This is a genomic window from Haloferula sp., assembly GCF_049672945.1.
Classification (GTDB): Bacteria; Verrucomicrobiota; Verrucomicrobiia; order Verrucomicrobiales; family Akkermansiaceae; genus Haloferula.
Genome location: NZ_JBATWY010000166.1, coordinates 1 through 24,786, shown reverse-complemented (window position 1 = coordinate 24,786; position 24,786 = coordinate 1). Strand labels below are relative to the sequence as shown.

Annotated in this window: 23 protein-coding genes and 1 riboswitch; of the genes, 15 read left to right on the top strand and 8 right to left on the bottom strand. The window is 59.2% G+C overall.

The annotated features are described in order from the left end of the window. Positions 1 to 12: 12 nt before the first annotated feature. Both WBG04_RS14395 and hoxE read right to left on the bottom strand, forming a co-directional pair. Positions 13 to 1,662: an NADH-ubiquinone oxidoreductase-F iron-sulfur binding region domain-containing protein gene (locus WBG04_RS14395; protein WP_424315146.1), complete on the bottom strand. Its 1,650-nt coding sequence runs from the start codon at positions 1,660 to 1,662 to the stop codon at positions 13 to 15. Continuing rightward, a complete protein-coding gene (gene hoxE, locus WBG04_RS14390; RefSeq protein WP_424315145.1) occupies positions 1,649 to 2,182 on the bottom strand; it encodes a bidirectional hydrogenase complex protein HoxE in 534 nt (177 codons plus the stop codon). Before hoxE ends, WBG04_RS14395 begins: the two co-directional genes overlap by 14 nt. A 241-nt stretch (positions 2,183 to 2,423) precedes the next feature. Between hoxE and WBG04_RS14385 the strand changes: the two genes are divergently transcribed. From WBG04_RS14385 to WBG04_RS14370, 4 genes are all read left to right on the top strand, one after another. Further along, on the top strand, positions 2,424 to 2,825 hold the full coding sequence (locus WBG04_RS14385; protein ID WP_424315144.1) for a hydrogenase maturation nickel metallochaperone HypA: 402 nt from the start codon (positions 2,424 to 2,426) through the stop codon (positions 2,823 to 2,825). A 1-nt stretch (position 2,826) separates the two neighbouring features. Next, complete coding sequence (hypB, locus tag WBG04_RS14380; RefSeq protein WP_424315143.1) at positions 2,827 to 3,639, top strand: hydrogenase nickel incorporation protein HypB; 813 nt, start codon at positions 2,827 to 2,829, stop codon at positions 3,637 to 3,639. Positions 3,640 to 3,694: 55 nt separating this feature from the next. Continuing rightward, complete coding sequence (locus WBG04_RS14375; RefSeq protein WP_424315142.1) at positions 3,695 to 4,426, top strand: STAS/SEC14 domain-containing protein; 732 nt, start codon at positions 3,695 to 3,697, stop codon at positions 4,424 to 4,426. 130 nt (positions 4,427 to 4,556) lie between these two features. Beyond that, positions 4,557 to 5,144, top strand: coding sequence for an REP-associated tyrosine transposase (locus WBG04_RS14370; RefSeq protein WP_424315141.1), 588 nt, complete (start codon positions 4,557 to 4,559; stop codon positions 5,142 to 5,144). Between the two features lie 41 nt (positions 5,145 to 5,185). On the opposite strand, the gene WBG04_RS14365 is transcribed toward WBG04_RS14370, so the two are convergent. After that, the gene (locus tag WBG04_RS14365) at positions 5,186 to 6,745 is read right to left on the bottom strand and encodes an excinuclease ABC subunit UvrC (RefSeq protein WP_424315140.1); all 1,560 of its coding nucleotides are present in this window, start codon (positions 6,743 to 6,745) and stop codon (positions 5,186 to 5,188) included. A 151-nt stretch (positions 6,746 to 6,896) separates the two neighbouring features. Between WBG04_RS14365 and WBG04_RS14360 the strand changes: the two genes are divergently transcribed. The 4 genes from WBG04_RS14360 to WBG04_RS14345 all read left to right on the top strand — a co-directional run bounded on the left by WBG04_RS14360 (position 6,897) and on the right by WBG04_RS14345 (position 10,885). Next, on the top strand, positions 6,897 to 7,727 hold the full coding sequence (locus tag WBG04_RS14360) for a MotA/TolQ/ExbB proton channel family protein (protein ID WP_424315139.1): 831 nt from the start codon (positions 6,897 to 6,899) through the stop codon (positions 7,725 to 7,727). Continuing rightward, complete coding sequence (locus tag WBG04_RS14355) at positions 7,727 to 8,146, top strand: ExbD/TolR family protein (protein WP_424315138.1); 420 nt, start codon at positions 7,727 to 7,729, stop codon at positions 8,144 to 8,146. The genes WBG04_RS14360 and WBG04_RS14355 overlap by 1 nt, the downstream gene beginning before the upstream one ends. Before the next feature lie 15 nt (positions 8,147 to 8,161). Continuing rightward, positions 8,162 to 8,332, top strand: coding sequence for a hypothetical protein (locus tag WBG04_RS14350; protein WP_424315137.1), 171 nt, complete (start codon positions 8,162 to 8,164; stop codon positions 8,330 to 8,332). 180 nt (positions 8,333 to 8,512) lie between these two features. Next, positions 8,513 to 10,885: a tetratricopeptide repeat protein gene (locus WBG04_RS14345; RefSeq protein WP_424315136.1), complete on the top strand. Its 2,373-nt coding sequence runs from the start codon at positions 8,513 to 8,515 to the stop codon at positions 10,883 to 10,885. Between the two features lie 38 nt (positions 10,886 to 10,923). Here WBG04_RS14345 and WBG04_RS14340 read toward each other — a convergent pair whose 3' ends face one another. The 3 genes from WBG04_RS14340 to WBG04_RS14330 all read right to left on the bottom strand — a co-directional run bounded on the left by WBG04_RS14340 (position 10,924) and on the right by WBG04_RS14330 (position 13,382). Then, entirely contained in the window at positions 10,924 to 12,126 is a 1,203-nt protein-coding gene (locus WBG04_RS14340) for a rhomboid family intramembrane serine protease (protein ID WP_424315135.1), read from the bottom strand. A gap of 73 nt (positions 12,127 to 12,199) precedes the next feature. Continuing rightward, the gene (gene secG / locus WBG04_RS14335; protein ID WP_424315134.1) at positions 12,200 to 12,757 is read right to left on the bottom strand and encodes a preprotein translocase subunit SecG; all 558 of its coding nucleotides are present in this window, start codon (positions 12,755 to 12,757) and stop codon (positions 12,200 to 12,202) included. Positions 12,758 to 12,848: 91 nt separating this feature from the next. Further along, positions 12,849 to 13,382: an aspartate 1-decarboxylase gene (locus tag WBG04_RS14330; protein ID WP_424315133.1), complete on the bottom strand. Its 534-nt coding sequence runs from the start codon at positions 13,380 to 13,382 to the stop codon at positions 12,849 to 12,851. Positions 13,383 to 13,546: 164 nt separating this feature from the next. On the opposite strand from WBG04_RS14330, the gene WBG04_RS14325 reads away from it, so the two are divergent. From WBG04_RS14325 to ispF, 5 genes are all read left to right on the top strand, one after another. Further along, positions 13,547 to 16,285, top strand: a complete 2,739-nt coding sequence (locus WBG04_RS14325) for a phosphoenolpyruvate carboxylase (RefSeq protein ID WP_424315132.1) — start codon at positions 13,547 to 13,549, stop codon at positions 16,283 to 16,285. 13 nt (positions 16,286 to 16,298) lie between these two features. Beyond that, complete coding sequence (locus tag WBG04_RS14320; protein WP_424315131.1) at positions 16,299 to 17,777, top strand: tetratricopeptide repeat protein; 1,479 nt, start codon at positions 16,299 to 16,301, stop codon at positions 17,775 to 17,777. Positions 17,778 to 17,815: 38 nt separating this feature from the next. Beyond that, the gene (locus WBG04_RS14315; RefSeq protein ID WP_424315130.1) at positions 17,816 to 18,454 is read left to right on the top strand and encodes a phosphopantothenoylcysteine decarboxylase; all 639 of its coding nucleotides are present in this window, start codon (positions 17,816 to 17,818) and stop codon (positions 18,452 to 18,454) included. 159 nt (positions 18,455 to 18,613) lie between these two features. Further along, positions 18,614 to 19,360 carry an inositol monophosphatase family protein gene (locus tag WBG04_RS14310; RefSeq protein WP_424315129.1) on the top strand — a complete coding sequence of 249 codons (747 nt, stop codon included), beginning with the start codon at positions 18,614 to 18,616 and terminating at the stop codon, positions 19,358 to 19,360. A gap of 126 nt (positions 19,361 to 19,486) precedes the next feature. Next, entirely contained in the window at positions 19,487 to 19,951 is a 465-nt protein-coding gene (ispF, locus tag WBG04_RS14305; protein ID WP_424315128.1) for a 2-C-methyl-D-erythritol 2,4-cyclodiphosphate synthase, read from the top strand. Positions 19,952 to 20,091: 140 nt separating this feature from the next. Here ispF and WBG04_RS14300 read toward each other — a convergent pair whose 3' ends face one another. After that, positions 20,092 to 20,910: a hypothetical protein gene (locus tag WBG04_RS14300; RefSeq protein WP_424315127.1), complete on the bottom strand. Its 819-nt coding sequence runs from the start codon at positions 20,908 to 20,910 to the stop codon at positions 20,092 to 20,094. Positions 20,911 to 21,260: 350 nt separating this feature from the next. On the opposite strand from WBG04_RS14300, the gene WBG04_RS14295 reads away from it, so the two are divergent. Further along, positions 21,261 to 21,524: a hypothetical protein gene (locus tag WBG04_RS14295; RefSeq protein WP_424315126.1), complete on the top strand. Its 264-nt coding sequence runs from the start codon at positions 21,261 to 21,263 to the stop codon at positions 21,522 to 21,524. Here WBG04_RS14295 and WBG04_RS14290 read toward each other — a convergent pair. Then, positions 21,496 to 22,284, bottom strand: coding sequence for a spermidine synthase (locus tag WBG04_RS14290; protein WP_424315125.1), 789 nt, complete (start codon positions 22,282 to 22,284; stop codon positions 21,496 to 21,498). The two genes, WBG04_RS14295 and WBG04_RS14290, sit on opposite strands and share 29 nt — an antisense overlap. A gap of 272 nt (positions 22,285 to 22,556) precedes the next feature. Beyond that, positions 22,557 to 22,697, top strand: a riboswitch (cobalamin riboswitch). Between the two features lie 20 nt (positions 22,698 to 22,717). Between WBG04_RS14290 and WBG04_RS14285 the strand changes: the two genes are divergently transcribed. Further along, positions 22,718 to 24,535, top strand: coding sequence for a TonB-dependent receptor plug domain-containing protein (locus WBG04_RS14285; RefSeq protein ID WP_424315124.1), 1,818 nt, complete (start codon positions 22,718 to 22,720; stop codon positions 24,533 to 24,535). The last annotated feature ends 251 nt before the right edge of the window (positions 24,536 to 24,786 follow it).

Below are 24,786 nucleotides of genomic sequence, written 5' to 3'. Positions count from 1 at the left end.
TTGAGAAATGGTTCAAGCGGTGGTGGTTGAGCTCCCGCTGGCAGGCGGAGTCTCACTCGCGGCGAGGGGATCGGGTTGCAGCAGGGCTTCATACTCGTGACGGAAGAAGCGCAGCGTGCTGATGACCGGATTCGGTGCCGTCATTCCGAGACCACAGAGGCTGGTGTGCTTCACCATGTCGCAGAGCTCTTCCAGCTTCGCCAGATCCCTGGCACTCGCCTTGCCGTCGATGATCTTGGTAAGAAGATGGTGCATCTGCACCGTGCCGGCACGGCATGGAATGCACTTGCCGCAGGACTCGTCGCGACAGAACTCCATAAAAAAGCGCGCCACATCGACCATCTCGTTGCTTTCATCCATGACGATCATCCCGCCGGAGCCCATGATCGATCCGAGTTCGGAGAGGGATTCATAATCGACGGGAGTATCGAGGTGCTGGGATGGAATGCAGCCACCCGATGGGCCGCCGGTCTGCACCGCCTTGACCATCGCACCGTCGGGCGCCCCTCCGCCCATGTCTTCGATGATCGTTCGCAGCGGCGTACCCATCGCAACTTCGACGATGCCGGTGTTGGTGATCTTTCCTGCCAGCGCAAAGACCTTCGTGCCCTTGCTCTTCTCCGTCCCGATACCCGCAAACCACTCCGCGCCCTTGCGCATGATCGGGGCGATATTGGCAAGAGTTTCGACGTTGTTGATCAGCGTCGGGCATCCCCACAAGCCACTCTCCGCCGGGAAAGGCGGACGAGGACGCGGCACCCCGCGTTTGCCTTCGATCGATGCCATCAATGCGGTCTCCTCACCACAAACGAAGGCCCCGGCTCCGATCCGGATATCAATATTGAAACTGAATGGACCCTCAAGAATCCCCGCACCCAACAAACCCGCCTTCTTCGCCTGCTTGATCGCATTCTGAAGCCGCTCGATCGCCAGCGGATACTCTGCCCGGATATAGATATAACCTTGCTCGGCCCCGACCGCATAGGCCGCAATGGCCATGCCCTCGAGCACCGAGTGAGGGTCGCTTTCGAGCACCGTTCGGTCCATGAAAGCTCCCGGGTCGCCTTCATCGGCATTGCAAACCACGAATTTTCGGTCTCCTTTCGCCGCCGCCACCGCCTGCCATTTCAAGCCGGACGGATAGCCTCCACCGCCACGCCCTCGAAGACCCGAGGCCATGATGCATTTCACCACTTCGGGCGGTTCGGTTTCACGCAGCACATGATGCAGCGCAAGATAGCCATCGACCGCAATATAGGATTCGATCCGCTCGGGATCGACATGGCCGCTGTTACCCAGCACCACCGAATGCTGTTTGGCGAAGAATGGATGCTTTGGATCCCCTCTCTGAAGCTTCGCCTGGGTTCCCGTCCTGATTGCCTCGACAATCGCCTTCGCATCATTCGGTTCGACCTTTTCGTAGAGGACCTCCTCGGGGTCCGACTGAGTCAAGGGCCCCTGACAACAGAGCCTCATGCAGCCAACTCCGCGAACCTCGATCTCATCCTCAAGCCCGGCGTCTTTGACCGCCGCCCTGAGATTGTCTATCAACTCGCTGGACCCCTGCGACACGCAGCCCGCCGCCATGCAACAACGGAGGACCTTCTTTTTCCGTGAAAAAAGTTCCCTCTCCTTTATTTCCTCAAGTTCATCGAGAGTCATGACCGATCCATCCTTTCAATTTTGCCAGTGCATCGTCCGCCGTTTGCTTGGCGCAGACGACGCCGTCATAGGTGACCGCAGGCGCGACTCCGCAGGCACCGATGCAGCGGGCCGTCAGCAGTGAAACCTTGTTGTCGGACGTGGTCTCGCCGGACCTCACACCCGTCGCGGCCTCAACTGCCGCCTGGATCTTGTCCGCTCCTTTCACATAGCAGGCGGTGCCCAGGCAAACCACACAGGTATGCTCACCCTGCGGATTGAGATTGAAGAAGTGATAAAAGGTCGCGACACCGTAAACCCGGCTCGGAGGAAGCTTTAGATAATGCGCGACAAAGATCAGCAAGTCGTTCTCCAGATACCCGAACAATTCCTGCGCCTTGTGAAGCACCTCAATCAAAGAGTCGGCGCGATACTGATGGCGCTTCATGAAGACCTGAAGAATCTTAAATCTCTTGTCCCCGCTTGCATGTTCGAGCACGGCTTCGGTCCGCTTCGGGTTGGGTTTTTGAAGGCGTTGCATGGCTTCGGGTCCGGATGCTGATCGCACAAGAAACGAAGAACCATTTCCAAGCATGGGTTTCCTTACTAATCCATCCTGTTCGTTATCCAAGCAATCGGAGACATGGTAGCAAGATTCCGCGCGATCCGTAAAGAAGCGTCGCTACGCACGGCCTATGCAAAACCACGCATCGTTTTTGATCGCCCTCCAGCACAGCGGTTCAGGATCACCATCGCCATCGGCCCTTGCTCAAGCTTCGCGGATGAAATGGCATCAGATGCGGGGACGCCGTCTTCCGATGAAGCCCAGCATGCGGCAGGCTATGCACGAGGTTTCCATCATGCAGTCGGCTCTGGACTCCGCCATGGAGGAACTCCACAAGGCCGGGGGCGATCGCATCACACGGATGAAATTGCGTGTGGGTGTACTTTCCGGCGTGGTCCCGGAAGCGCTCGAATTCGCCTTCGCCGCACTCAAGGCATCAACACCTGCCGCTGCCGCTGAACTCAAGATCGAAATGGCTCCCGCCTACTTCCGTTGCCTTGATTGCAAGGCGATGGTGGAAAGAATCGAAATGACTTTCGTCTGTCCTACCTGCAACGGCGCCCTGATCGTCGACCATGGAGGCAGACAGCTTGAACTAACTCAACTGGAACTCAACTGACATGTGTGAAGATTGCGGCTGCGGCATCGTGGAAGGCTACAAGGTGGAAACCTTGGTCAAAGGAATAAAAAAATCCTCCGGTCACTCCGGCCAGGAACACGGTCACGAACACGGTCACGAGCATGCGCATTCTCACCAACAAGCGCACTCTCATGGCGCGCAGACGATCAACCTTCTGAACCCCATCCTTGCCCGCAACGATCGTCTCGCGGAGCGCAACCGTGGCTTCCTGAAAGCCAAGGGACTGGTTGCCGTCAATCTCCTTTCTTCACCCGGATCGGGTAAGACCACCCTACTTGAGAAGACTCTCGGCAGCCTGCCGGACGAGCTTGCACCGGTCGTGATCAATGGGGATCTCGCCACCGACAACGACGCCGAACGTCTGCACGCATCCGGAGTGCCCGTCAGCCAGATCACCACCGGCAACGTCTGTCATCTCGACGCCGAAATGATCGCCAAGAGTCTGGAACAACTCCCACTCGAAGGCCGCGGACTTCTGTTCATCGAAAATGTCGGGAATCTCGTCTGCCCGGCGTCCTACGATCTTGGGGAAGATAAAAAGGTCGTGCTTTTCTCGGTCACCGAAGGTGAAGACAAACCGCTCAAGTATCCGCCGATCTTCCATCATGCCGACTTGGTGATCGTCACCAAGATCGACCTCGCTGAAGCGGTCAGCTTCGATCGTTCCGCCGCGCTGGAGAACCTTCACCGCATCGCCCATCACTCGACCATTCTCGAACTTTCCGCGAAAACCGGCGAAGGCATGGAGGCGTGGATCGATTGGCTGAAAGCGCTCAAACCCCACCCTCACTGAGGGCGACCAAGGATAAGATTGCCGCGTGGGGTTTCCTGCGCTCTACTGTAGCGCTATGATTCATTTCCGCCTAAGCGATTCCGGAGTCCTCGTCGTTCAGCCTTCCGGCCCGATCACCTCTGAAGATTTTACCGCGATCCAGGACCAGGTGGACCCATGGTTGGAAAGCGGAGGAAAACTCAAGGGACTGCTGATCGACGCCCCGGATTTCCCCGGCTGGAAGGATCTCGCCGGTCTTCGTTCGCACTTCCGCTTTGTCAGGGACCACCACCGGGAAATCCCCCGGATCGCCGTGGTTTCCAACGACGAGTTCCTCAGTGCCTTGCCAAAGCTCGCCCGCCATTTCGTCAAAGCGGACTTTCGTCGCTACGATGCAGGTGAAACGGCCGAAGCATTGACTTGGATTGAAAGCCCGCCCGAACCGCGACTGCCATCCATTCGCCACAGCTGGTTCCCCGCCGAACAGCTCGTCTGGGTCACCGTTGATGGAAAGGTCACCACCGAGGAATACAAGCACTTCCTCAGCCACATCGAAGCCATTCTGGCCAAACACTCGCCGGTCTCCTTCCTCGTCAATTTTGAAGACCTCGAAGGCGTCGAACTCGGAGCCCTGATCAAGGACACGAAATTTGGGTTTACCCATATCAAGGACATCAAACGCATGGCTCTGGTCGGCGATTCCAAGTGGATCAAGCGCCTCACCTCACTTCCGAACCCCTTCTCCCTCGAGATCAAATCCTTCGACGAAGACCAGGAACATCAGGCTTGGAACTGGATCACCTCTTGAGCTTGCTGGGAGCGCCGGTTTGTAACCGGCATTGAGCAACCCCCGACTATTTTGGTTCGATGCCGATTACAACCCGGCAATCCAAGAATGTTCACTTGACCACTACTTGAAATTCGCCCTTTCTCGCCTGGTGGACCCCCGCCCCCAGAAAGGCTGGTATTCCCGCGGCTACCTCCCCCACATGGATGCCTCGGGCGTCATTCAGGCCGTCACGTTCCGCCTGGCCGACTCCCTGCCCAAGGCTGTCCTCCGTCGATGGAACTCAGAACTCGCCGCCTCAAAGGACGATCCCGCCAACATCAAACTCCGAAAAAAAATTGCAGCTTACGAAGACGCGGGTCATGGCGCATGCCTTCTCAGAAACCCACAAAATGCAATTGTGGTCCAAGATGCCCTGCTTTTCTTCGATGGCGATCGCTATCACCTCCTGGAATGGGTCATCATGCCCAACCATGTCCACGTTCTTCTAAGACCCGAGGGCGACACCATCGACCGCATTATCAAGACCTGGAAAACCCATACCGCCAAAACCATCAACCGTTTGATCGGAACAAGCGGGGCCATTTGGGAGCGCGATTACTTCGACCGCTACATCCGCGACGAAAGCCACTACCTTGCCGCGAAAAACTATATCCATCATAACCCCGTAAAGGCCGGCCTCTGTGCGAGCCCCGGGGATTGGCTGTTTGGAAGCGCAAGTGGGAGCGCCGATTTGTAACCGGCCTCGAATGACCGTCGATCTTGTTGACTCGATGCCGGTTACAAACCGGCGCTCCCACCCAGCCACTCGAGAATCGCTGCCGCACTGTTTGCCGAGATTCCCGGAATTTCCGCCAGTTGTTCGACGCTCGCTTTCCTGATCCGCGCCACGCTGCCGAATTTTTTCAAAAGCAGTTGCTTCTTTCTCGGAGAGATCGCCGGACAGTCATCGAGCAGGCTTTCCTTCATCCGGCGACGATACAGCAGTTCGTTATAGCCGTTTGCGAAGCGGTGGGCTTCATCGCGGATCCGCTGCAGCAGTTTCAAGGCCCCGCGATCATGAGGAATGAGGATCGGCTCGCTTTTCCCGGGCGTGAAAATCTCCTCATGCTGCTTCGCCAATCCAATTACCGGAAGATCATGCAAGCCGATCCGACGCAACTCCTTGAACGCCGAAGAAAGCTGTCCCTTGCCGCCATCGACGATCACCAAATCCGGCAGGATGATTTTCGCCCGCCCCTCTTTCGCCAAGCGCCGCTGGATCTCGATCACATCCTCCTGACTCTCTTCCAGGTCCGGCGCGGCATCCGAATTCTCTAACAGAATTCGCGAATACCTCCGACGCACCACTTCGGCCATCGAGGCAAAGTCATCCTGACCTTCGACCGTGCGGATCCGGTAACGACGGTAGTTCTGGTTGTCCGGGCAACCCTCCGTAAAACGCACCATCGATGCCACGATGTGGTTCGACGACACATTGGAGATATCGAAGCACTCCATCACTCGCGGTGGCCCGGCGAGCCCGAGCGCTTCTCCCAGATCCGCGAGGTCCTCGACCGGCTTCACAGTTGTCGGCACACCACGGCCACGAGTGAACTGCCGGGTCGGGTTGATCGTCTTACGCAGATTCGCCACCACATCACGCAGTAGCGCCGCCTTCTCGAAGTTCATCGTTCCCGCCGCCTTCTGCATGTCGGTCTCCAACTCGTCAAACAATTCGCGCCGCCCCTTCCCTTCGAGAATCCTGCAAGCTTCGTCGACCCGCTCGAGATAGTCCTCACGCGAAATCCGATCCACACAAGGAGCCGAACAATTGCGGATGACATCGGCGTGGCAGTGCTTGTATTCCGACTCGCCCGGGACCCTCGCCCGGCAGGTCCTCAATCCCAAGCGACGGTTCAGCCACTCAATGGTTGCCTTCAATGCACCCGAATGAGCGAACGGCCCGAAGTAACGAGAGCCGTCGTCCTTCTTCATCCGCGTCATCTGAAAGCGCGGCCAGGGGTCATCGCGCTTCAACTTCACCAACAGGAAGCGCTTGTCGTCGCGAAAGGCCACGTTGTAGCGCGGACGGTAGTCCTTGATCAGCTTCCCCTCGAGCAGCAGCGCCTCGGCTTCATTGCGGACTTCGTGAATTTCAAAATCAACGATCGTGTCGATCAGCGCACGCGTCTTGAGATCGGCCCGTGTTTTGCGCGAGGCCATGAAATACGATGACAACCGTTTTTTCAAATCCCGCGCCTTGCCGACATAGATGATCGATCCGAGACGGTCCTTCATCAGGTAGACCCCCGGTTTGTGCGAAACGCCTCGCAGCTTCTCTTTCAGATCAACGGCCACTTGCTTTCCCCCACCAGAACCCACAATTGGGGAAATCCAAACGCGAAAATCGCTTCCCTTGCCGCTAGAATGCAGGAGAACCGAGCTCCGCAGCGGACTCCCTCCCCCGCTCTTGCCTTGTCGCACCGTTCAGTTAAGATCTCCCAACTACATGAATTGGCACCGATTCCTTATCGCAGCGGCTTTGCTGTCACCCGTCAGCGCTTTTGCCGCCGAGGAGGCCGAGTCTGCCACCAAGCAGCTCGATTTCATGGAGATCGTCGAAAAGGGCGGCCCGATGATGTTTCCGCTCGGCCTGCTGTCAGTCGTCGCGATGGTGCTGATCCTTCTCTACCTGATGACCATCCGCCGCAACGCGGTGGTCAGCGACCGCTTCATGAACACCGCCGAGGCGATGATCCGCAAACGCGACTTCGTCGGCCTGATCGGCTACTGCCATCGCCAGAATCAGTGCATGGCCCGGATCACGCAGAAGAGCATCGAGTTCATGACCAAGAACCGCGGATCCTCGTTCAGCGAGGTGCGCGAAATCGCCGAGTCCGAAGGTTCGCGGCAGGCCGGAATGCTGAGCTCCCGGATCACTTACCTGGCTGACATTGGATCAATCGCGCCCATGGTCGGTCTGCTCGGTACCGTCCTCGGCATGATCAAGTCGTTCCTCTCCATCTCCCAGGGCAGCTTTGAAGGCGTGAAGCAAATGGAGCTTGCTGGTGGCGTTTCCGAAGCACTGGTCACGACTGCCACCGGGCTGGTGGTCGGCATTCCCGCCTTGGTCTTCTACTCAATCTTTCGCGGTCGGGTTCAGAAATACGTGTCCGAACTCGAAGCGGCCAGCACCCACCTGATGGCGATGCTTCAGGCTCAACTCAAGCTGAGTACTCCGCAGCTCGGCCAAGCTGCGGCGCCCCGCCAGCCGGACGACTACAGCATGCCGATTCAATCACCCCTGACTGACGACCGCCCCGACCTCCACGGCATCTGATGAAATTTCAGAATCGAGAGCCGCAACCTGCGGCGATGCAGATGGCACCGATGATCGACATCGTGTTCCTGCTGCTGATTTTCTTCATCGTCACCTGGCAGTTCTCGCGCGACGAAATGGACCTCAAAATCGCGGTGCCCACCTCCGAAGAAGGCGCGGACCCTCAACGGGTTCTTGGCGAAATCGTCCTCAACGTGCGCGCCGATGGCACCGTTTCCGTCTGGGGCGAAACCAAAACCAAAGCCGCCCTCGCTGAAACCCTCAGCGCCATTGCCGCCCAGCACAAGAACCAGCCGGTGCGCGTCCGTGGAGATTCCGCCACCCCCTTTCAGGAAATCGTCGAAGTCATCGACATCTGCCAGAAGTCCGGCATCTGGAACATCTCCTTCGCCACCCAGCGGCCCACTGAAGGCGGTTGATTCGCCCCAAATTCCATGCGGGCCAGCATTCTCCTGATCGTCGGCATCGTGCTGTTCGTCGTGCTGGCCATCGGCAGCGCGATCTATCTCAAACGGCACTACGACGAGCAAAAGGAAGAACTGCTCGACACCCTACCCAAGATTCCAAGCCCTGATGGTCCATCCGAGGTGACCCCTTCTTTCTAGCGGACCGAACGGAAAATCGCGGCAGCAGGGGCAGAAAACAGGGTGCCGGGACCCCTCGATGCTTGTGCAAATGCTGGGATCAGCGATGTTTCTCGCACAAGTCCGCCTCCGGCCGACGCTCCCTGACCAAGCGGCGGTCCCCCGGCTTGCAAAAGCCCGCCAGCGAAAGACAATTCCGCCATGCGCCTCCTCGCTCTCCTTTTTCTGGTTCCCGCCATTCTGATGGCCCAAGAACCGCCACGGGCTGTCCCCGTGGACCCCAGCCTTCAGCGCGATGTCGGCCAGGACTGGTTCCAACACGGACGCAACGTCTACGAGTCAGCCAAGCGCACCAACGGCCCGACCCAGTTCGAGCTCTACGGCCGGGCCGCCGAAATCTTCAGCCGCTACATCGGCGAATACCCGACCCACTACAACACCGAGGCCGCCTGGTGGTATCTCGGTCAATCGTACCGCGCCATCGGTCGCCCCGACGATGCCAAGCGCTGCTTCCACACTCTGCTCAACCGTTTCGGCAAAGGCCGCTACGCCGCAGCCGCTGCCTACAGCCTCGCCGCCGACCACTACAACAACCGCCAATACGCCCTGGCAGCGACCCTCTTCGAAAAGCTCGCCGTCATCGCCACCAAGCCATCCGATCGCCAGCGCGGACAATTCTACGCCGCCCAGAGCTACGAAATGCTGAATCAGGACCGCCGGGCGATCGCCTTTTACCGTCAGCTACTCGACGATCCCGAAGCAAACAGTGGCTACACCTCGAGAGCTGAAGTGGCACTCGGCAGCCTGTACGCCAAGGACGGGCGACTTGAAGAAGCACTGCAAATGTTGGGAAAGGTCGCGGTCTCCGCCTCCACTCCCGACATCCGTGGCAAGGCCGCGCTTGAAGCCGGTGCCGTCGCCGCCCGCCTCGGCGATGCCGAACTCTCGGACAAGTATTTCAACCTCATCCTGCGCACGCCTGGCATGGAGGATTTCCGGCCGGACGCCCAAATCGCCCTGATGGCGGCGCGCTTCGACCAAAAACGCTACCAGGAAGTGGTCAAGATCTTCAGCCAGAGCAGCACCCCGACCAGCGGCGAGCGCGAAGCGAAACGCCTGATGCTCGGCGCGCGATCCTACATGATGCTCGATCGCAATGCCGATGCCATGCCGCTTTTCCGAGCGATCGAGCGACTCACGCTTCCGGATCCCAGCTACGCCTTCGACGCCTCCTACTTCCGCCTGCTCTGCTTCTATCGCATCGAGGGTCGCCATGTCCTCGATCAGGTCGATGCCTTTCTCGAACTCTACCGCAAGAAGCACCCGCGCGACCCCAAGATCCACACCGCCCTGTTGATGAAAGCGGAGACACTCTTCGCCGACGGCAACCCCACCGAAGCTGCCGACGTCTATCGCGACATCGATCCCACCAAACTCTCGGCGAAGAATCGTCGCGGCATGCTCTACCAACGTGGCCGTTGTCTCGCCGATGCCAACGACCCAGAAGGAGCGATCAAATCCCTCACCGATTTCATCACCAAGTTTCCCGACGACGAGCGGGTGCCGCTCGCTCGCGCCACTCGCGGGTCCGCCTACGCCCAGACCGGTCAGCCCGGCCTCGCGATTGCCGACTTCCAGCAAATCATTGATACCACCAAGGACTACAAACTTCTAACCATCGCCTACCTCGAAAGCGCCGACATCAGCAAACAGCAGAACGAGCTGGATGCGATGATCAACTACTACCTCGCTTTCCTCAAAGAAGTCCCCGATCCGGACAGTGACGCCGTCGCCAAGGCGAGCTACTGGGCCGGCTGGGCGATGGTCAAAAGGAACCGCGGGGCCGAGTCCATTCCCTATCTCGAAAAGGCACGCGAACTCTCGCCCAAATACTACGAGAAGCATGCCGGCCTGCTGCTCTGCCTGGTGCATCTCTCACTGAAAAAGCCCGACGAGCTGATTCCCGAACTCGAAGTTGCCATCACCAAGGGTTACGCCCTCAGCCTTCCCGACCAACTCATTCGCTGGGCAGCCGACCAAGCCTTCAACCGAAGGGATTTCGTCAACGCTGCCCGCTTTTATGACCTCATTGCGGACGGCGAAAATCCCGAGCTCGCTCCCAAGGAAGTCTGGCGATTCCTCGGAAAGGCTCGCAACGAATCCGGCGATCCTACCGGTGCCCTGATTGCGGTTAATCACGCCCTCGAACAGGAATCCGATCCCGCCTGGCAAGCCGACTGCCTCAATGGCAAGGGCCGCTCGCTCTACATGCTCAAGCGTTACGACGAAGCCATGGTGGCCGTCGAAGAAGGTCTCGCCCTGCGACCCGAAGGACGCGTTGGCGCCAGCTTGCACATGCTCCGCGGGGAAATCTTCGAAGCCCAAGGCAACATCAAGGAGGCCATCCGTTCCTATGTCCTGCCGGTTCAGCTGATGGCAGACGGCGATCAAGTGGTGAAGCCGCAGGCTTTGACGCGACTGATCGGGGCCCTTGAAAAAGATGGCCAACTCGACACCGCCGCGCGCTACCGCGAGGAGCTGAATCGAAAGTATCCCGGCTGGAAAGAGCAGTAAGGCCAAGCCAGACTCGGGTCGCCAGTCCTTGCCCACCACTACCCGATCAACTTCACGCAAGCCCAGGCGGCCGAGAGCACCAGCACTCCGAAAGCCACGATTCCCACCAGACGATCCGGGCCCGTTTCCCTCGGACGGCGTGCCGAGTCCGACTTCGGAAACAGGGCGAAGGCGTAAACCATGCCTGCCACCAGGCCACCGACATGCGCGGCATTGTCAATCAACCGGAATCCGATCACGCCGATCACCCCGGTAAGAATCACACCCGCCAACAATCGCCGGGTCGCCGTCTCGGGAACCAGTGCCCGATGAAAAAACTCGAAGACTAACAGAAAGCCGAGGACCCCCATCAATCCCCCCGACGCACCCACCGATGGTCCCGCCACAAACCTTGCCGAAGCCTCACCACCCACCCACGCCGCCATCAAGAAGACCGCCGCAACATGAGGCCAGCGCGCCAGAACTTCCATCCGCCGGCAAAGATAAAGCAGCGCGGAAGCATTCATCAAAAAGTGAATCCAGTGTCCGTGGAGAAAAGGGGATGTCAGCAGACGCCACCAATCCGTCGCGCGGCCGTTGACTTTGATCAGACCCGCCGCTTCCACCGACGCCGAAAGGCTCCCCGCACCCAACCACTGGCACAAACCGACCACAGCGATAAGTCCTAACAGCCATTTCGTGAAGGGCGTCTTCTGGTGGGTGAGCCAGGTCTCAAATCGGATTTCATCGAGATCCTTGGCACTCGTCACCAGCGCGCGGGATTGCGCCCGCTGCCATCGCTTCCGTCCCTGATACCAGGGAACCAAACCAAAAGCCACCAGCAGCAGCAAAGCGAGCCCGACCGGCCCGAAGGCGAGCAGCTCCCTCCGGCTTATCACTGAGAAAACCACAAAACCCAATAGAAAGGCTCCAAAGATCATGGTCTGCTTGCGACCCTCTTCGATCTCCCACTGTGCCCAGCGGATACGGGCATCCCTCATCGCCGGATGCAGCTCCGGAAGTTCTTCCGGCAAGACCAGATAGTCACATGCCGGCGTCCACACCAGGTCGACTTGCGCCCCGGCATCTTCAACAATCGCTGAAGACAAGCCCTCGAATGATTCGCACGAATGGCGCACTCCCTTACGATCAACCCAGCCCCAACCGGCATCCGCCACGGCGAACGCTTCAGGACGCGCCCACACCGGCTGTTCATTGACACCCGGAGACTTTCCTTTTGGCTGCGTCGAATCGTCCTTCATCCCGTCGGGAGATAAGCGATTTCAATCGCAGCCCTCGTCCTTTCCCTTTCCTCAAGAAAAGAACCAGTGCCGGTTACTTGTCCTCGGCTTCGGTCGAAGACCCTTCAACTGCCGGAGTCTCTTCCGCAGCTGGAGTTTCCTCAGCCGCCGGAGTCTCTTCCGCAGCCGGAGTTTCCTCAGCCGCCGGAGTTTCTTCCGCAGCTGGAGGCGCGTCCGTCTCGGAGCTTTCGCCAGCATCGACCGGAGTCGACTCAAGTTCGTCTTCGAGCGAAGGTGCGGGAGCCTCTTCTTCCAGCGCGGGAGTTTCCTCGACCACTTCTTCAACCACGACAACCGGCTCGTCCTTTTTCAAGGAGTACTGCCGCTCGTTCTTGCGGGCAAAGAGAATGGCCAGAGTGATCGTCAGGACAAAGAACAGCGACGCGAGATACACGGTGCCGCGCTGCAGCACATTGGTCGTCCGCGCACCAAACATCTGATCAGTCATTCCCGAGCCAAATGCCGCACCAAGGCCTTCCTGTTTGGGCCGCTGCATCAGGATCAGCGTGCTCATCAGCAAGCAGGTGATCACAAAGACGATCAGCAACAAAGTGATGCTGATTGAGAGCCAGTCGACGTTCGCTAGAATCATGGGGGCGGGAAACTGTCAGAGGCTTCCCCCCTTGTAAAGCGAGGTTTTCGGCCGCTTTTTTTGGGGAAAATCCCGGAAAACCGGGGATTCCTCAGCGACCGCTTCGCTCAATCCGGTTTTCAGCGTCGAGAACGATCTTCTTCGGCACCACCGGCATTTCCGCGAGACCGAAGGCCATGATGGTCAGACGTTCCCCCTTTTTGATCCGATGGGCCGCGCCGCCATTCACCAAAATCCGCCCGGTCCCCGCCTCTCCGGCAAGCACGTAGGTCTCCAGCCGGGCCGCTGAATCAAGCGACGCCACCAGCACTTTTTCCCCCTCCCACAAGCCGGCAGCTTCCATCAGATCCCGCGGAATCTCGATGCTGCCCTCGTATTCGACGATCGAATCCGTCGTCACCGCCTTGTAAATTTTGGACTTGAGGACCTGATGAAGCATCGCAGCGGGAAAGAACCACCCGCCGCCCGGCAGCGTCAAGCGGGAAGCAAAGCGGCGACTTCCAAGGCGATCAAGTTCAGGAGAAAACGGGCATCCGCTGAAATTTTCTCCGACCATGATGGATCGGATGGGGAGCATTTTTGAGCCATTGTCCACCGTTTCGGGCGAGCGATAGGGCTCGATCATGTTAACCGACATCAAGATGGTTGGATTTCGTGACCTTCATCCTATGTATCCTTTCCATCCTGGTCCGATTTCTTCCCTAGCCTGATCGCCTTGCGGTGCCTTCCATCGCTTTCCCAAAATCCTGATTTGCTCCCGGCACTCCCCCTGCTTCACTGCCGCCGCCGATGAGCATCCCAACCACCACCCCCACCCGCGAGCAGCTCCGCAGCGAAGGCTTCGAATTGATCGATGAGAAACTCACCTATCTCACCGGTTGCCTCGCCGAAGCCCTCGAAAGCCTCGGCGAAACCGAACTCATTCCCTACCTCCCGTGGTCCGGCGAAGTGCCCGATGGCAATCCTCCGGAAGGCACCCAGCAGCTCTACTCCATCGGCTTCCAACTCCTCAACATGGTCGAGGAACGCGTCGCTTCCGCCATCCGCCGCGAACGCGAAAAGGCCCTCGGTAGCACTTCCATCCGCGGCCTCTGGCCCCGCGCACTCAAGGATCTCTCCGACCTCGGCTTCTCGCCGAAGGAAATCGTCGATGTGCTCGGCGAAGTCGACGTCCAACCCGTCCTCACCGCCCACCCGACCGAGGCCAAGCGCGGCTCCGTCCGCGAGCGCCACCGCGCGCTCTACGAACTGCTCGCCCGCACTGAGAATCAAAAATACACCGACCGCGAAAAACGCCGCACCCGCGAACGCGTCGTCACGGCCATGGAAACCCTCTGGCGCACCGGAGAAATCCACGTCGTCCGCCCGGACATCTTCCGCGAGTTGCGCGATGCGATCCACTACCTCCGCGACCTCTTCCCGAACGCCCTCGACCGCCTCGACCTCCACTTCACCGAAGCCTGGCGCGAAGCGGGTTTCCCATTCTCCGAACTCCGCTCCGCTGGCTACATCCCACGCCTTTCCTTCGGCACCTGGATCGGTGGCGACCGCGATGGCCACCCGCTCGTCACCCCGGAAGTGACCGCCAAGGCTCTCGATCACCTTCGTCGCGGCGCCTTCCAACTCCTCCACCGTGAACTCGAAGTCCTCGGAACCCAGCTCACACTTTCCTCCCATCTGAATCCCGTCTCCGAAGAACTCGAGAACCGGATCGACGAACTCTCCTTCACCATCGACGAGGAAGTCACGGCCCACGAACTCCGCGACCGCTTCCACGAGGAACCATGGCGTCACCTCGTGTCGCTGATGGCCGCTCGCATGAAAAAACAAATCGAGGGCGGCCCCGGTTATCAGTCGAAGGAAATGATGGCCGCGGATCTCGACCTGCTTTCCGAAAGCATCCGCGCCACCGGCTGCACGCTCATCGAAGAACAGTACATTCGTCCGATTCGACAAAAACTCGACATCTTCGGCTTCCACCTCGCGACACTCGACATCCGCCAGAACTCCGAGTTCCACGACAAGGCCATCTCCCAGCTCCTCGAAGCCGCCAGTATTCCCGACGGCGCAAACTACGGCAACTGGCCCGAGGAAAAGCGCCTCGAATTCCTCAACGAAGAACTCCAATCCGCACGCCCCTTCCTCCACGACACCGCCAGCGCCGGCACCGAAGCCGACCTCGTGCTCGACTCCTACCGCGTCTTCGCCGACCACCTCAACCAGCACGGTCATGATGGCCTCGGCTCGCTCATCGTCTCCATGACCCGACAGCTATCCGACCTGTTAGGCGTCTTCCTCCTCGCCCGCGAAGCCGGACTCATGGAGGCTACTCCCGAAGGCCCCGTCTGCCCGATGGAAGTCGTCCCGCTTTTCGAAACCATCGACGACCTCGAGAACGCACCCGGTATTCTCAATGCCTTCCTCGACCATCCCGTCGTCAAGCGCCAGCATGCCGACTGCCAGCAGGTCATGCTCGGCTACTCGGACTCGAACAAAGACTGCGGCATCCTTTCCGCCGCCTGGGCACTCCATGAGGCCGAGGAAAACCTCACCGAAGTCGGCAAGCGGCACGGCGTCAAACTTCGCTTCTTCCACGGCCGTGGCGGCACCATCTCACGCGGCGCGGGCCCAACTCATTGGTTCATGGCCGCCCTCCCTCACGGCTCACTCGCCGGCGGCTTCCGCATGACCGAGCAGGGCGAAACAATCGGCCAGAAATACGCCAATCCCGCCAACGCCACTTTCAATCTCGAACTCCTCGTCGCCGGCGCCGCGATCACCACCGCCACCCACCGCCTGCCGAGCCCCGGAGAAGAACCCGCCAAAGCTTTCCTGCCCGAACTCACCAAAGTCAGCCAGAAAGCGTATCAGAACCTGATCCGCTCCGAAGGCTTCATCGACTTCTATCGCCAGGTCACTCCGATCGACGCCTTGGAAAACTCCCGCATCGGCTCACGCCCCGCACGCCGCACCGGCAAGAAAGGCCACTCCATCGCCGACCTGCGCGCGATCCCCTGGGTCTTCTCGTGGACCCAGGCACGCTTCTACCTCCCCGGCTGGTTCGGCGTCGGATCCGCCCTCCAGCACCTCAAGACCGACAGCCCCGAACGCTTCGAGGCCTTCAAGGAAGCCGTCAGACAATCCACCTTCCTCGGCTACACCCTGACCAACGTCGAAACCAACCTCGCCTCCGCCAACCTCGACTTCATGAAGGCCTACGCGGAACTCGTCACCGACAGCGACCTGCGAGCCCGCTTCATGGGAATCATCATCGCCGAATTCGAACGCACCCGCGACCTCCTGGCCGAGCTCTTCGATGGCCACATGGCCGAGCGCCGCCCACGCATGGCCAAGACCCTCGAAATTCGCGAAGCCCCACTGCGCGTCCTCCACCGCCAGCAGATTCAGCTCCTCAAGGATTGGCGCGCCCTCATTGCCTCAGGAAAGGAAAGCGAGGCCGAAGCCCTCTTCCCCAAACTCCTGCTCTCCATCAACGCCATCTCGTCTGGACTTCGCACAACAGGTTGAGTTCCCTTGGGGCATGACCCGCTGTTTCCCCGTCCTGTTTTCCCTCGTACTGACCTTTGGTGCCACTCTGGCTCAGGATACCTCTGTCGCACCGAGCATCGAGGAAGGCCCGCTGAAACCCGCACTGGAAGCCTTCCAAAAGGGCCAGCACCAAGAGGCGATCAAGATCGCCACCCCTCTGGCCGAGGAAGGAGACCAAGATGCTCTTTTCCTTCTGGGATTCGCGGCAGAAACCGGACAGGGAGTCGAGGCATCGCGCGAAAAGGCCCTCGATTACTATCAGAAAGCCGCCAAGGCCGGTCACCAGGAAGCCTCCTATCGCCGCGCCCTCATCCTTCTGAACTCGCCCATCGAAGCCGACCGACAATTGGGAAGAGAGTCGCTGGAAGAAGCCGCCAAGACCGACAAAGGTGCCGCCAGCCGGATTCTCGGAGAAGCATGGCTTCGCGGCCTGCTTAGCGAAAAGCCGGATCCCGATAAGGCCCTCGAGTGGTGGACCGGCGCCGCCGAAGCCGGCGACTCGGACTCGCTCATCCTCCTCGCAAGATTCCGCAGCGGCGCTTTCGGTTACCCCGACAAGGTCGATGCGGAGGAGGCCATCAAGCTCTACCGCAAGGCGGCCGAGAACAAGGATCAGCGGGCCTTTCTTCCCCTCGGATCCATGCTCCTCAATGGCGCGGAGTCCATCCGCCAACCTGAAGAAGGACGGAAGTGGCTCAACAAGGGAATCGAGCTGGGAATGATCGACGCCTATCTCGCCCTCGGAGACTTTGAAGAGAACGTTACCAAAGACGACAAAGCCGCCTTCAAAACCTACCTCAATGGAGCCAACGCCGGACAGCTCGAATGCATGCTCCGCACCGGCATCTTCTTCTTCAATGGCAAAGGGGTCGATGCCAGCCCGACGATGGGTCTCGAATGGCTCAACAAAGCCTCCACCGCCGGACACCCACGCGCGGCACTCGAACTCGCCACACTCCTCTCGAAGGAAAAGGAACCAAACATCGCCGCCATCTACTCCCAGCTCCTCATCGCCGCAGAAGGAGGCCTCCCCCAGGCAATGAACGAACTGGCACTCTTCTATCTCTCGGGAAATTTCGGTGCGGCCGATAAAAAGGCCGCCGCGGCCTGGTTCACCGATGCTGCCAAAGCAGGCTTCGCCCCCGCGCAACACAACCTCGCCACCCTCTTCGAAGGCGGAATCGGCGTTGCGTTCAACTTTGCCAATGCCGGCGAGCTCTACACCCTCGCCGCAAATCAGGGCCACGCCGAAGCCGCCACGGCTCTCGCGCGGATGAACGCCCAAGGCAAAGGCACGGAACAAAACATTCCAAAAGCATGGGCCTTGGCCAAGATCGGGGTCGACCGTGGCGACGAGGCCGCCAAGGAACTGCTCACCCAAATCGAAGCACTCCTCTCACCTGAGTCCAAATCCCAGGCGGATGCCATTTACAAGGAACTCACCAAGGATCAACCGAAGGACGACGAGTAGGAACCATCAAGGCCCCTTGCCGCGAGCATCATCAACCCATGAATGTCCTCATCACCGCCGGCCCCACCCGCGAACCACTCGACCCCGTTCGCTACCTCACCAACCGCTCGTCCGGCAAGATGGGCTACGCGCTGGCATCGGCCTTCGCCGAAGCCGGCCACCAGGTGCTGCTTATCTCCGGACCCACCAAGCTCGACATCCCCGATGGCGTCGACCTCATCCCCGTCGAATCCGCGGCAGAAATGTTCTCCGCGGTCGAGCATCACATCGGCCGCATGGACACCGCCGTCTTCGCCGCCGCCGTCGCCGACTACCGCCCTGCCTCGATCTCCGAGCAGAAAATCAAAAAGCACGGTGACACCCTCACCCTCGAACTCGTCAGGAACCCCGACATCCTCGGCTCCGCCCGCGGGAAATTCTCATTTACGGGAGTCCTAGTAGGATTTGCCGCCGAAACGGAGAATCTCGAAACCAACGCACGCGAAAAACTCCACAGAAAAGGCTGCGACCTCGTCATCGCCAACGACGTCTCCCAACCCGGCATCGGCTTCGATTCCGACCGCAATCAGATCCTCCTCGTTTACCCCGCCCACAGCGAGCCCCTTCTGGAAGACGAAAAGCACCACCTCGCCCCCAGAATCGTCCGCGAAATCGAGCTCCTCACAGCAGGAGCCTAAGGAGGGAGGACAATCCTGTCCTCCTCATCAACCCTCAGAAGCCGGAGATGGAGCCCCCCTCCGCAGATCCTTCAAACTTGGCGTCCTTGGCGACTTGGCGTTTCAATTTCCCCCACTCACCACTTGCCACCCGGCACTTCGCCCTTCTCACTCCCCTCCATGACCGACCTCGAACTCGCCGTCCACGCCGCCAAAGAAGCCGGCAAACTCCTCAGCGCCAATTTCCACAGCGAAAAGACCGTCGACGAAGCCCTTCACCACGACATCAAGCTCGCCCTCGACAAGGAATCCCAGGACCTCATCGAAGGCATCCTCATCGGTGCCAACCCCAACGACGCCTTCTTCGGCGAAGAAGGCATCAGCGGCGACCAAAGCTCCAGCCGCCAGTGGATCGTCGATCCCATCGATGGCACCGTAAACTTCTTCTACGGCATTCCCCACTTCTGCGTCTCCATCGCCCTGCGCGTCGATGACGACATCGTCGTCGGCGTCATCCACGATCCCATCGCCGGCGAAACATGGACCGTCGAAAAAGGTGGCCAGCCCCTGCTCGATGGTCGACCCGTCTCCTGCAGCAAGCGCGAAAAACTCGAGGAATCCATCCTCTTCATCGGTTGCGGCAAAGACGAGGAATCCCTCAAGATCGGCCTCGAACGTTTCCGCAAAGCCTCCCTCCGCGCCCGCAAAATGCGCATGATGGGCTCCGCCGCCCTCGGCCTCGCCTACGTCGCCACCGGCCGACTCGATGCCTACATCGAATCACGCATCTCCCTCTGGGACATCGCCGCCGGCAAACTCCTCGTCGAAGCCGGCGGAGGAAAAGTCGAACTCACCCCGGTCGGCAAAGACAACGTCTGGTCGATCGTCGCCACCAACGGCAAGATCCCCATCGAGGAAATCCTCTGAGGACCATCGATCCCACGAATTCCAACTCAAAAAATTTCGCGTCTTTTCGCGCGATTTCGTTGTTCTCAACTCTTCCTCCAGAACCCCAGCATCGACACCCCATCTTCGATATCCCACCCTCCCCTCATGATCGGCTTCGGCTACGACATCCACCGCTTCAAGGAAGGCCGCCCTCTGATTCTCGGGGGTGTGGAGATTCCCCACACTCACGGTCTCGACGGCCACTCCGATGCTGATGTCCTCAGCCACGCTATCGCCGACGCCATCCTCGGCACTCTCGGCTTGCCCGACATCGGCCATTGGTTTCCACCAGGTGACCCCGCCTGCAAGGACATCAATTCACTCAAGATCCTCGAGAAAGCCGCCGCACTCATTCGCGAGCAGGGCCATGAGCTGGTCAACATCGACTCCACCCTCGTCGCCGAAGCCCCCAAGGTCCTGCCTCACCGCGAAGCCATGCAGCAGAAGATCGGCGCCGCCCTCGGTCTCGCACCGGAACGCATCGGCATCAAGGCCACGACCAACGAGTTGTTAGGAGCCATCGGTCGCCAGGAAGGCATCGCCGCCATGGCCGTCGCCCTGATAAAATAGAAGGCGGCACCAATACGGAGAAGGAGTTTGCAACTCCTTCTGCCCCACCCCAGGACAATCAACCGCCCACAGGACAAGGCCCCGCGATTCAGCGTCTCCTCCCTACGCACCACGGACTTTCAAAGTCCGTCTCCATATTCTCACTCCTCGCCAGCCCACCAGCTGCTGATGAAGAGCTGATCTTCATCCGAAAGCGTCTCGACCTCAATCCGATGCCGACGACTGCCGACGATGACGACCACGGTCATCCCATCAACTTCGACCAACTGCGCTTCCACCACCCGCCCCTCGCGATCTGTTAGACGCCGGGTGACCCGCGCAGGAGTCACCACCAAGCCTTCCTCCACCACTTTGCTCTCATCCAGCTTCTTGTTCTGCACTTCCCGGCGATCAAGGGACTCATGATAGAAAATGATCCGGTCGATATTGAAATTCTTGGAACGCCCGTGGATCGTCAGTTCATAAGTCTCGCCCGCTTTGAGTTTGTAGACCGGGGGAAACTTCTCGTGATTCGCATCCAGACTGATCGCCCATCCCCATCCCTCCGCACTCCCACCAAACATTTTGGTGTCACTCTTGAGGACCTTTAAGGGTGCCTCGCCACCAGCTTCAAAGTCGCCTTCCAGCGCCACGTAGCAATCGTTCGAAATATCCTCCCTCTTGGTCTCAAGCCGTTTCCTCGCGCGGATGGTCAGGGTGTAATTCCCTTCCTTGGAAATCCTGAACTTGTACTTCAACGGAGACTCGGGAGGCCCGCTGATCGTCTGATTCCCCGTAAACTCCAGGTGGCATTCGCCCTCAAAGTCAGGCACATCCGTCTTCTTTTTCCAATCCCCAAGACGCGAACCCGTCGACTCCGCTTCGATCACCACCAGACCCCGTTTCTCCTCAAAGACCGGATCCGCAAGGGACAAGGTCGGCAGCAGGGACAAGAAAGTCAGAAGCGAGAAACGAATCATCAGGAGCAGGAAAATCGGATTGATCTTTCCTAGCAGCGTTCCGGGTTAGCATTCAAGACCGATCCTCAGGCCTCAAGACGTCTCCGACCTAGGGCGATCAAGTTAGGGGAAAATCCAGCTCCCATTGAGTTTTTTCGGACCAAGATGGATAGGATGGGTAGGATTCTGGAGTCATTGTCCCCAGTTTTAGGCCAGAATCGGAGCTCACTCATCAAGATGATCAGATTCCGTTGCTTTCATCCGACCTATCCTATCCATCCTGGTCCGATTTCTTCCCTGGCTTGATCGCCCTGGTCTCCGCCCCCCGTTTTTGACCTTGCAAGAAAAGCCGAATCAATCAGTGTTCATCCGTGCAGCACAAGCCCACCAAACCTTACTTGAGTCGCTGGCTGCACCGCACCCGCAAGCAGCTTGCCATCAGTGGACGTTTGACGGAGACCGCCATGATTCTCAGCCAGAAGGAGGGAAGATCCCCGGACGAATGGTCTCGTGAGCTCCGATCTTTCCTCGATGGGAACTCCGTCCCGACGCTTGATCTCATCACCACGATCGACACCATTCTTGCCAAACCTCGCCAGCAAATCGTCAAGACCGAGTTGCCTTTGCTGATCTGACCTGCACGCCCCGCACTTTCAGGCGCCTCCACATTTCGAGATCCTTCTTTTTCGCGAATCGCTCTTCCCACTGCCGCAGACAGGATCCCGCGAGAATGTCATCTCCGCCGACGAGCGTTTCATTCAGACTGTCCGGAGTGGTGACCGACCGGACCTGTTCGAAGCGGCGTTTGAAAGCCGCCCGTGTCCGACTCTGAACCCGGCGATGACCGGCACCTGTCACGAGGTTCGTCAGGAACAGCCCGCCCGGCGCCAGCAATTCGGTGAGGATATCAATTCCACGGCTCGGCTTCTTCTCCGGACGATAAACATCCTCGTCCCCGGCGAGGTAGCAGTCGTCAATGATCACATCGTAGCGCTCCTTTCGTCCACCAGCCCATTGATACGCATCCGCGAAAACCATTTTCATTCCGATCTCATCGAGCTTCATGTACTCGCGCGCCACCTCGACCACCTTGCGATCAATATCGACCGCGGTAAACCGACAGTCCGGCAACAACTGCCGTAGAATTCTCAGCGCTGTGCCTCCTGCCAACCCGAGCATCAAGACCGACTGCGGAGGACCGGCCGGCCTGAGCAGGCACGCCGCCGCCAGATTATCCCAGGCCAGTCCTGTGAGGAAGCGATCCGCATGCCACCAGGCATGCACCGCCCCGGACACCCGGAACTCACAGCTGCGCTCCGCTTTCCAGATCTCGATTTTCTGGAAATCGGTTTCAACCGTGGAGTGTCGGCGCATCGGCATGAACGACCCTTTCATGGTGCCTGCCGATTCGCGAGTGCCGATGTTGAACAACGAAATCTCGCGAAACTCCGAGAAATCTCAGGAAGAGATTTGAAATGAATGCCCTGATGACCACGCAAGCATCTCATTGGGTGAAACAGCCCGCTTCTCTGGTCCGTTGCATCATCAGAAGAGGTTCGCGGCCCTTCGCATTTCCAATTTCGCGGAGTTTCGCCCGATTTCGTTGTTCCTTCCTCTTCATCCTTGCCACCCACGCTTTGATCATCATTCTCCCGCCGCCGCATAAAACAACGCGGCACCCTTCGGGAGGCCCGTCGCACGGGCAGGAAATTGATGGGGAATCCGGTGAGAATCCGGAGCGGTTTCGCCACTGTGAGTTTTGCGCAAGCAGAATGAGCCAGATTGCCAGCCTGAGGAGTTGTCTCAAGAACCTGCGAAAAACAGGTTCATGGACCCAAGAACAAACGTGCCAAACAACAAGACGTCCGGACCTCGGACGAACGCAAGACAACGCTGTGGCCTCATCATCGGCTCAGCTTTCACCCTCGGTGGAATCATTCACGCCGAGGTCGAATCGGAACTCGATGCTCTGATCGTCTCCGCCATGCGGATGCCCGGCCAGGCTTCGGAGGCCACCTCCGCCGTCACGGTTCTGGATCCTCAGGATCTCGAAAACCGCGGCATCCTCGACCTACGACAGGCCCTCAACGAAGTCCCGGGGGTGATCTCGACATCGACTGCCGGTCAAACGGGTGCCGTCGGTTCGGTATTCATCCGGGGAACGACCACTTCCTACTCACAACTTGCCGTCGACGGCATTCGCCTGAGTGATTCCACCGCGCCCCTCGGCAACTTTTTCGCCAGTGCCAGGATCGAAGACATCGGGCGCATCGAAGTCCTGCGTGGCCCCCAGGCAGCGATCCACGGCGGCGAAGCCGTTGGCGGCGTCATCTGGCTCGAAACCGCCCGCTACCAAGACGCCCCCGGAACCCGGCTTCGAATTGAAGGCGGTTCCTTCGATTCGATCAACGGCTTCCTCTCGAACTCAGGACAAAAGGGCAAGCTCTCTTGGTTCGCCGGTCTTGGCTACGATGGCACCCACAACGATGACATCCGCCAGGACTTCGACCAATCACGTGGTGCCCTCCGCTTCGAATGGGCTCAAAACGAAAACCTGACCTTCGGCATGACCTTCCGGGCCAGCGATTCACGGTTTGAATACCAGAATTTCGGCACCAACATCGACCACCTCGATGCCGCCCTCGCCACCATCTACGCGGACGCGCGTATTCGTGAAGGTTGGGACGCACGCTTCACCCTCGGTCACTACCGCGAGAACTACGATAATGATAGTAGCTTCGGAAACTTCGGCACGGACCTCGACCGCACGGTCCTGTCGACCGATCACACCATCGAGCTCAATCCCTGCCACAGCATTTTGGCGGGAGCCTTCTTCGAGCGCAGCGACTTCTCGAACACCATCGGCAGCAACGTCGACCAGGACCGCTACGGCATCCACCTCGGCTGGCAATGGACGCCGATCGAATCGGTCGTGACCGACGCCGTCGTCCGCTGGGAAGACTACGCCGACTTCGACGACCAGGTTACCTGGCGCATCGGTGCCTCGTGGCAGGCGTTTGAGTCCACCCGCTTCCGCAGTGGCATCGGCAAGGCCTTCCGCACCCCGACCTTCCTCGATCTCTTCGGCACTGCCTTCGGTGCGGGGAATCCGAATCTCGTGGCGGAAACCAGCATCGGTTGGGACTTCGGAGTCGAACAGGTGGTCGCGGAGAACCACATGGTCTCCGTCACCTGGTTCGCCAACTCCATCGAGGATCGGGTGCAGTCCTTCCCCACCCCACCGGTCAACCTCCCGGGCGACACCCCGACGCGGGGCTTGGAAACAGCGGTCAATGGATCGTGGTGCGACAATCGTTGGAACTACCGCCTCGCCTGGACCTGGCTCGGGGAGTCGCTCCAGGACCAGCCCGAGAACGCCGCCACCGCCTCGCTGGACTGGAGCCCGACGGAGAAGCTGCTGATCGGAGTCGGCGCCACCTATCTCGACGAACGTTCCTACGGCGGAGCTCCTCTTGACGACTTCCTGCTGCTCCGGATTTACGGCAGCTATCAGGTGAACGAGCACCTCAAGCTTCATGCCAGAGTCGAGAACCTCGCGAATACCGACTACGAACTCTCCCGTTTCGGCAGCCCCATTCCCGGCGCGGGATTTGGTATCTTCACAGGTGTCACTGCAGTGTTCTAGAGGCTGATCGAGGAGGCTACGAGGGATTGCACCTGCGCGCCTTCCGGTCAACCCGGCCAAGGTGTTGATCCGTTGGATTACCAGGGAGGCTGTATCAACAGGAAATTTTCGAGCTCTCGATCAATTTCCACAGCCAGTCCGCGGGTATGGTCATCGAGGCTTCCAAAGTTGATTCCTTTACGCTGGCACTCAGTCAAAAACCGGACAAGAAAGCTCACTGCACATCGGGAAGAGACTTTCCAAATGCACAA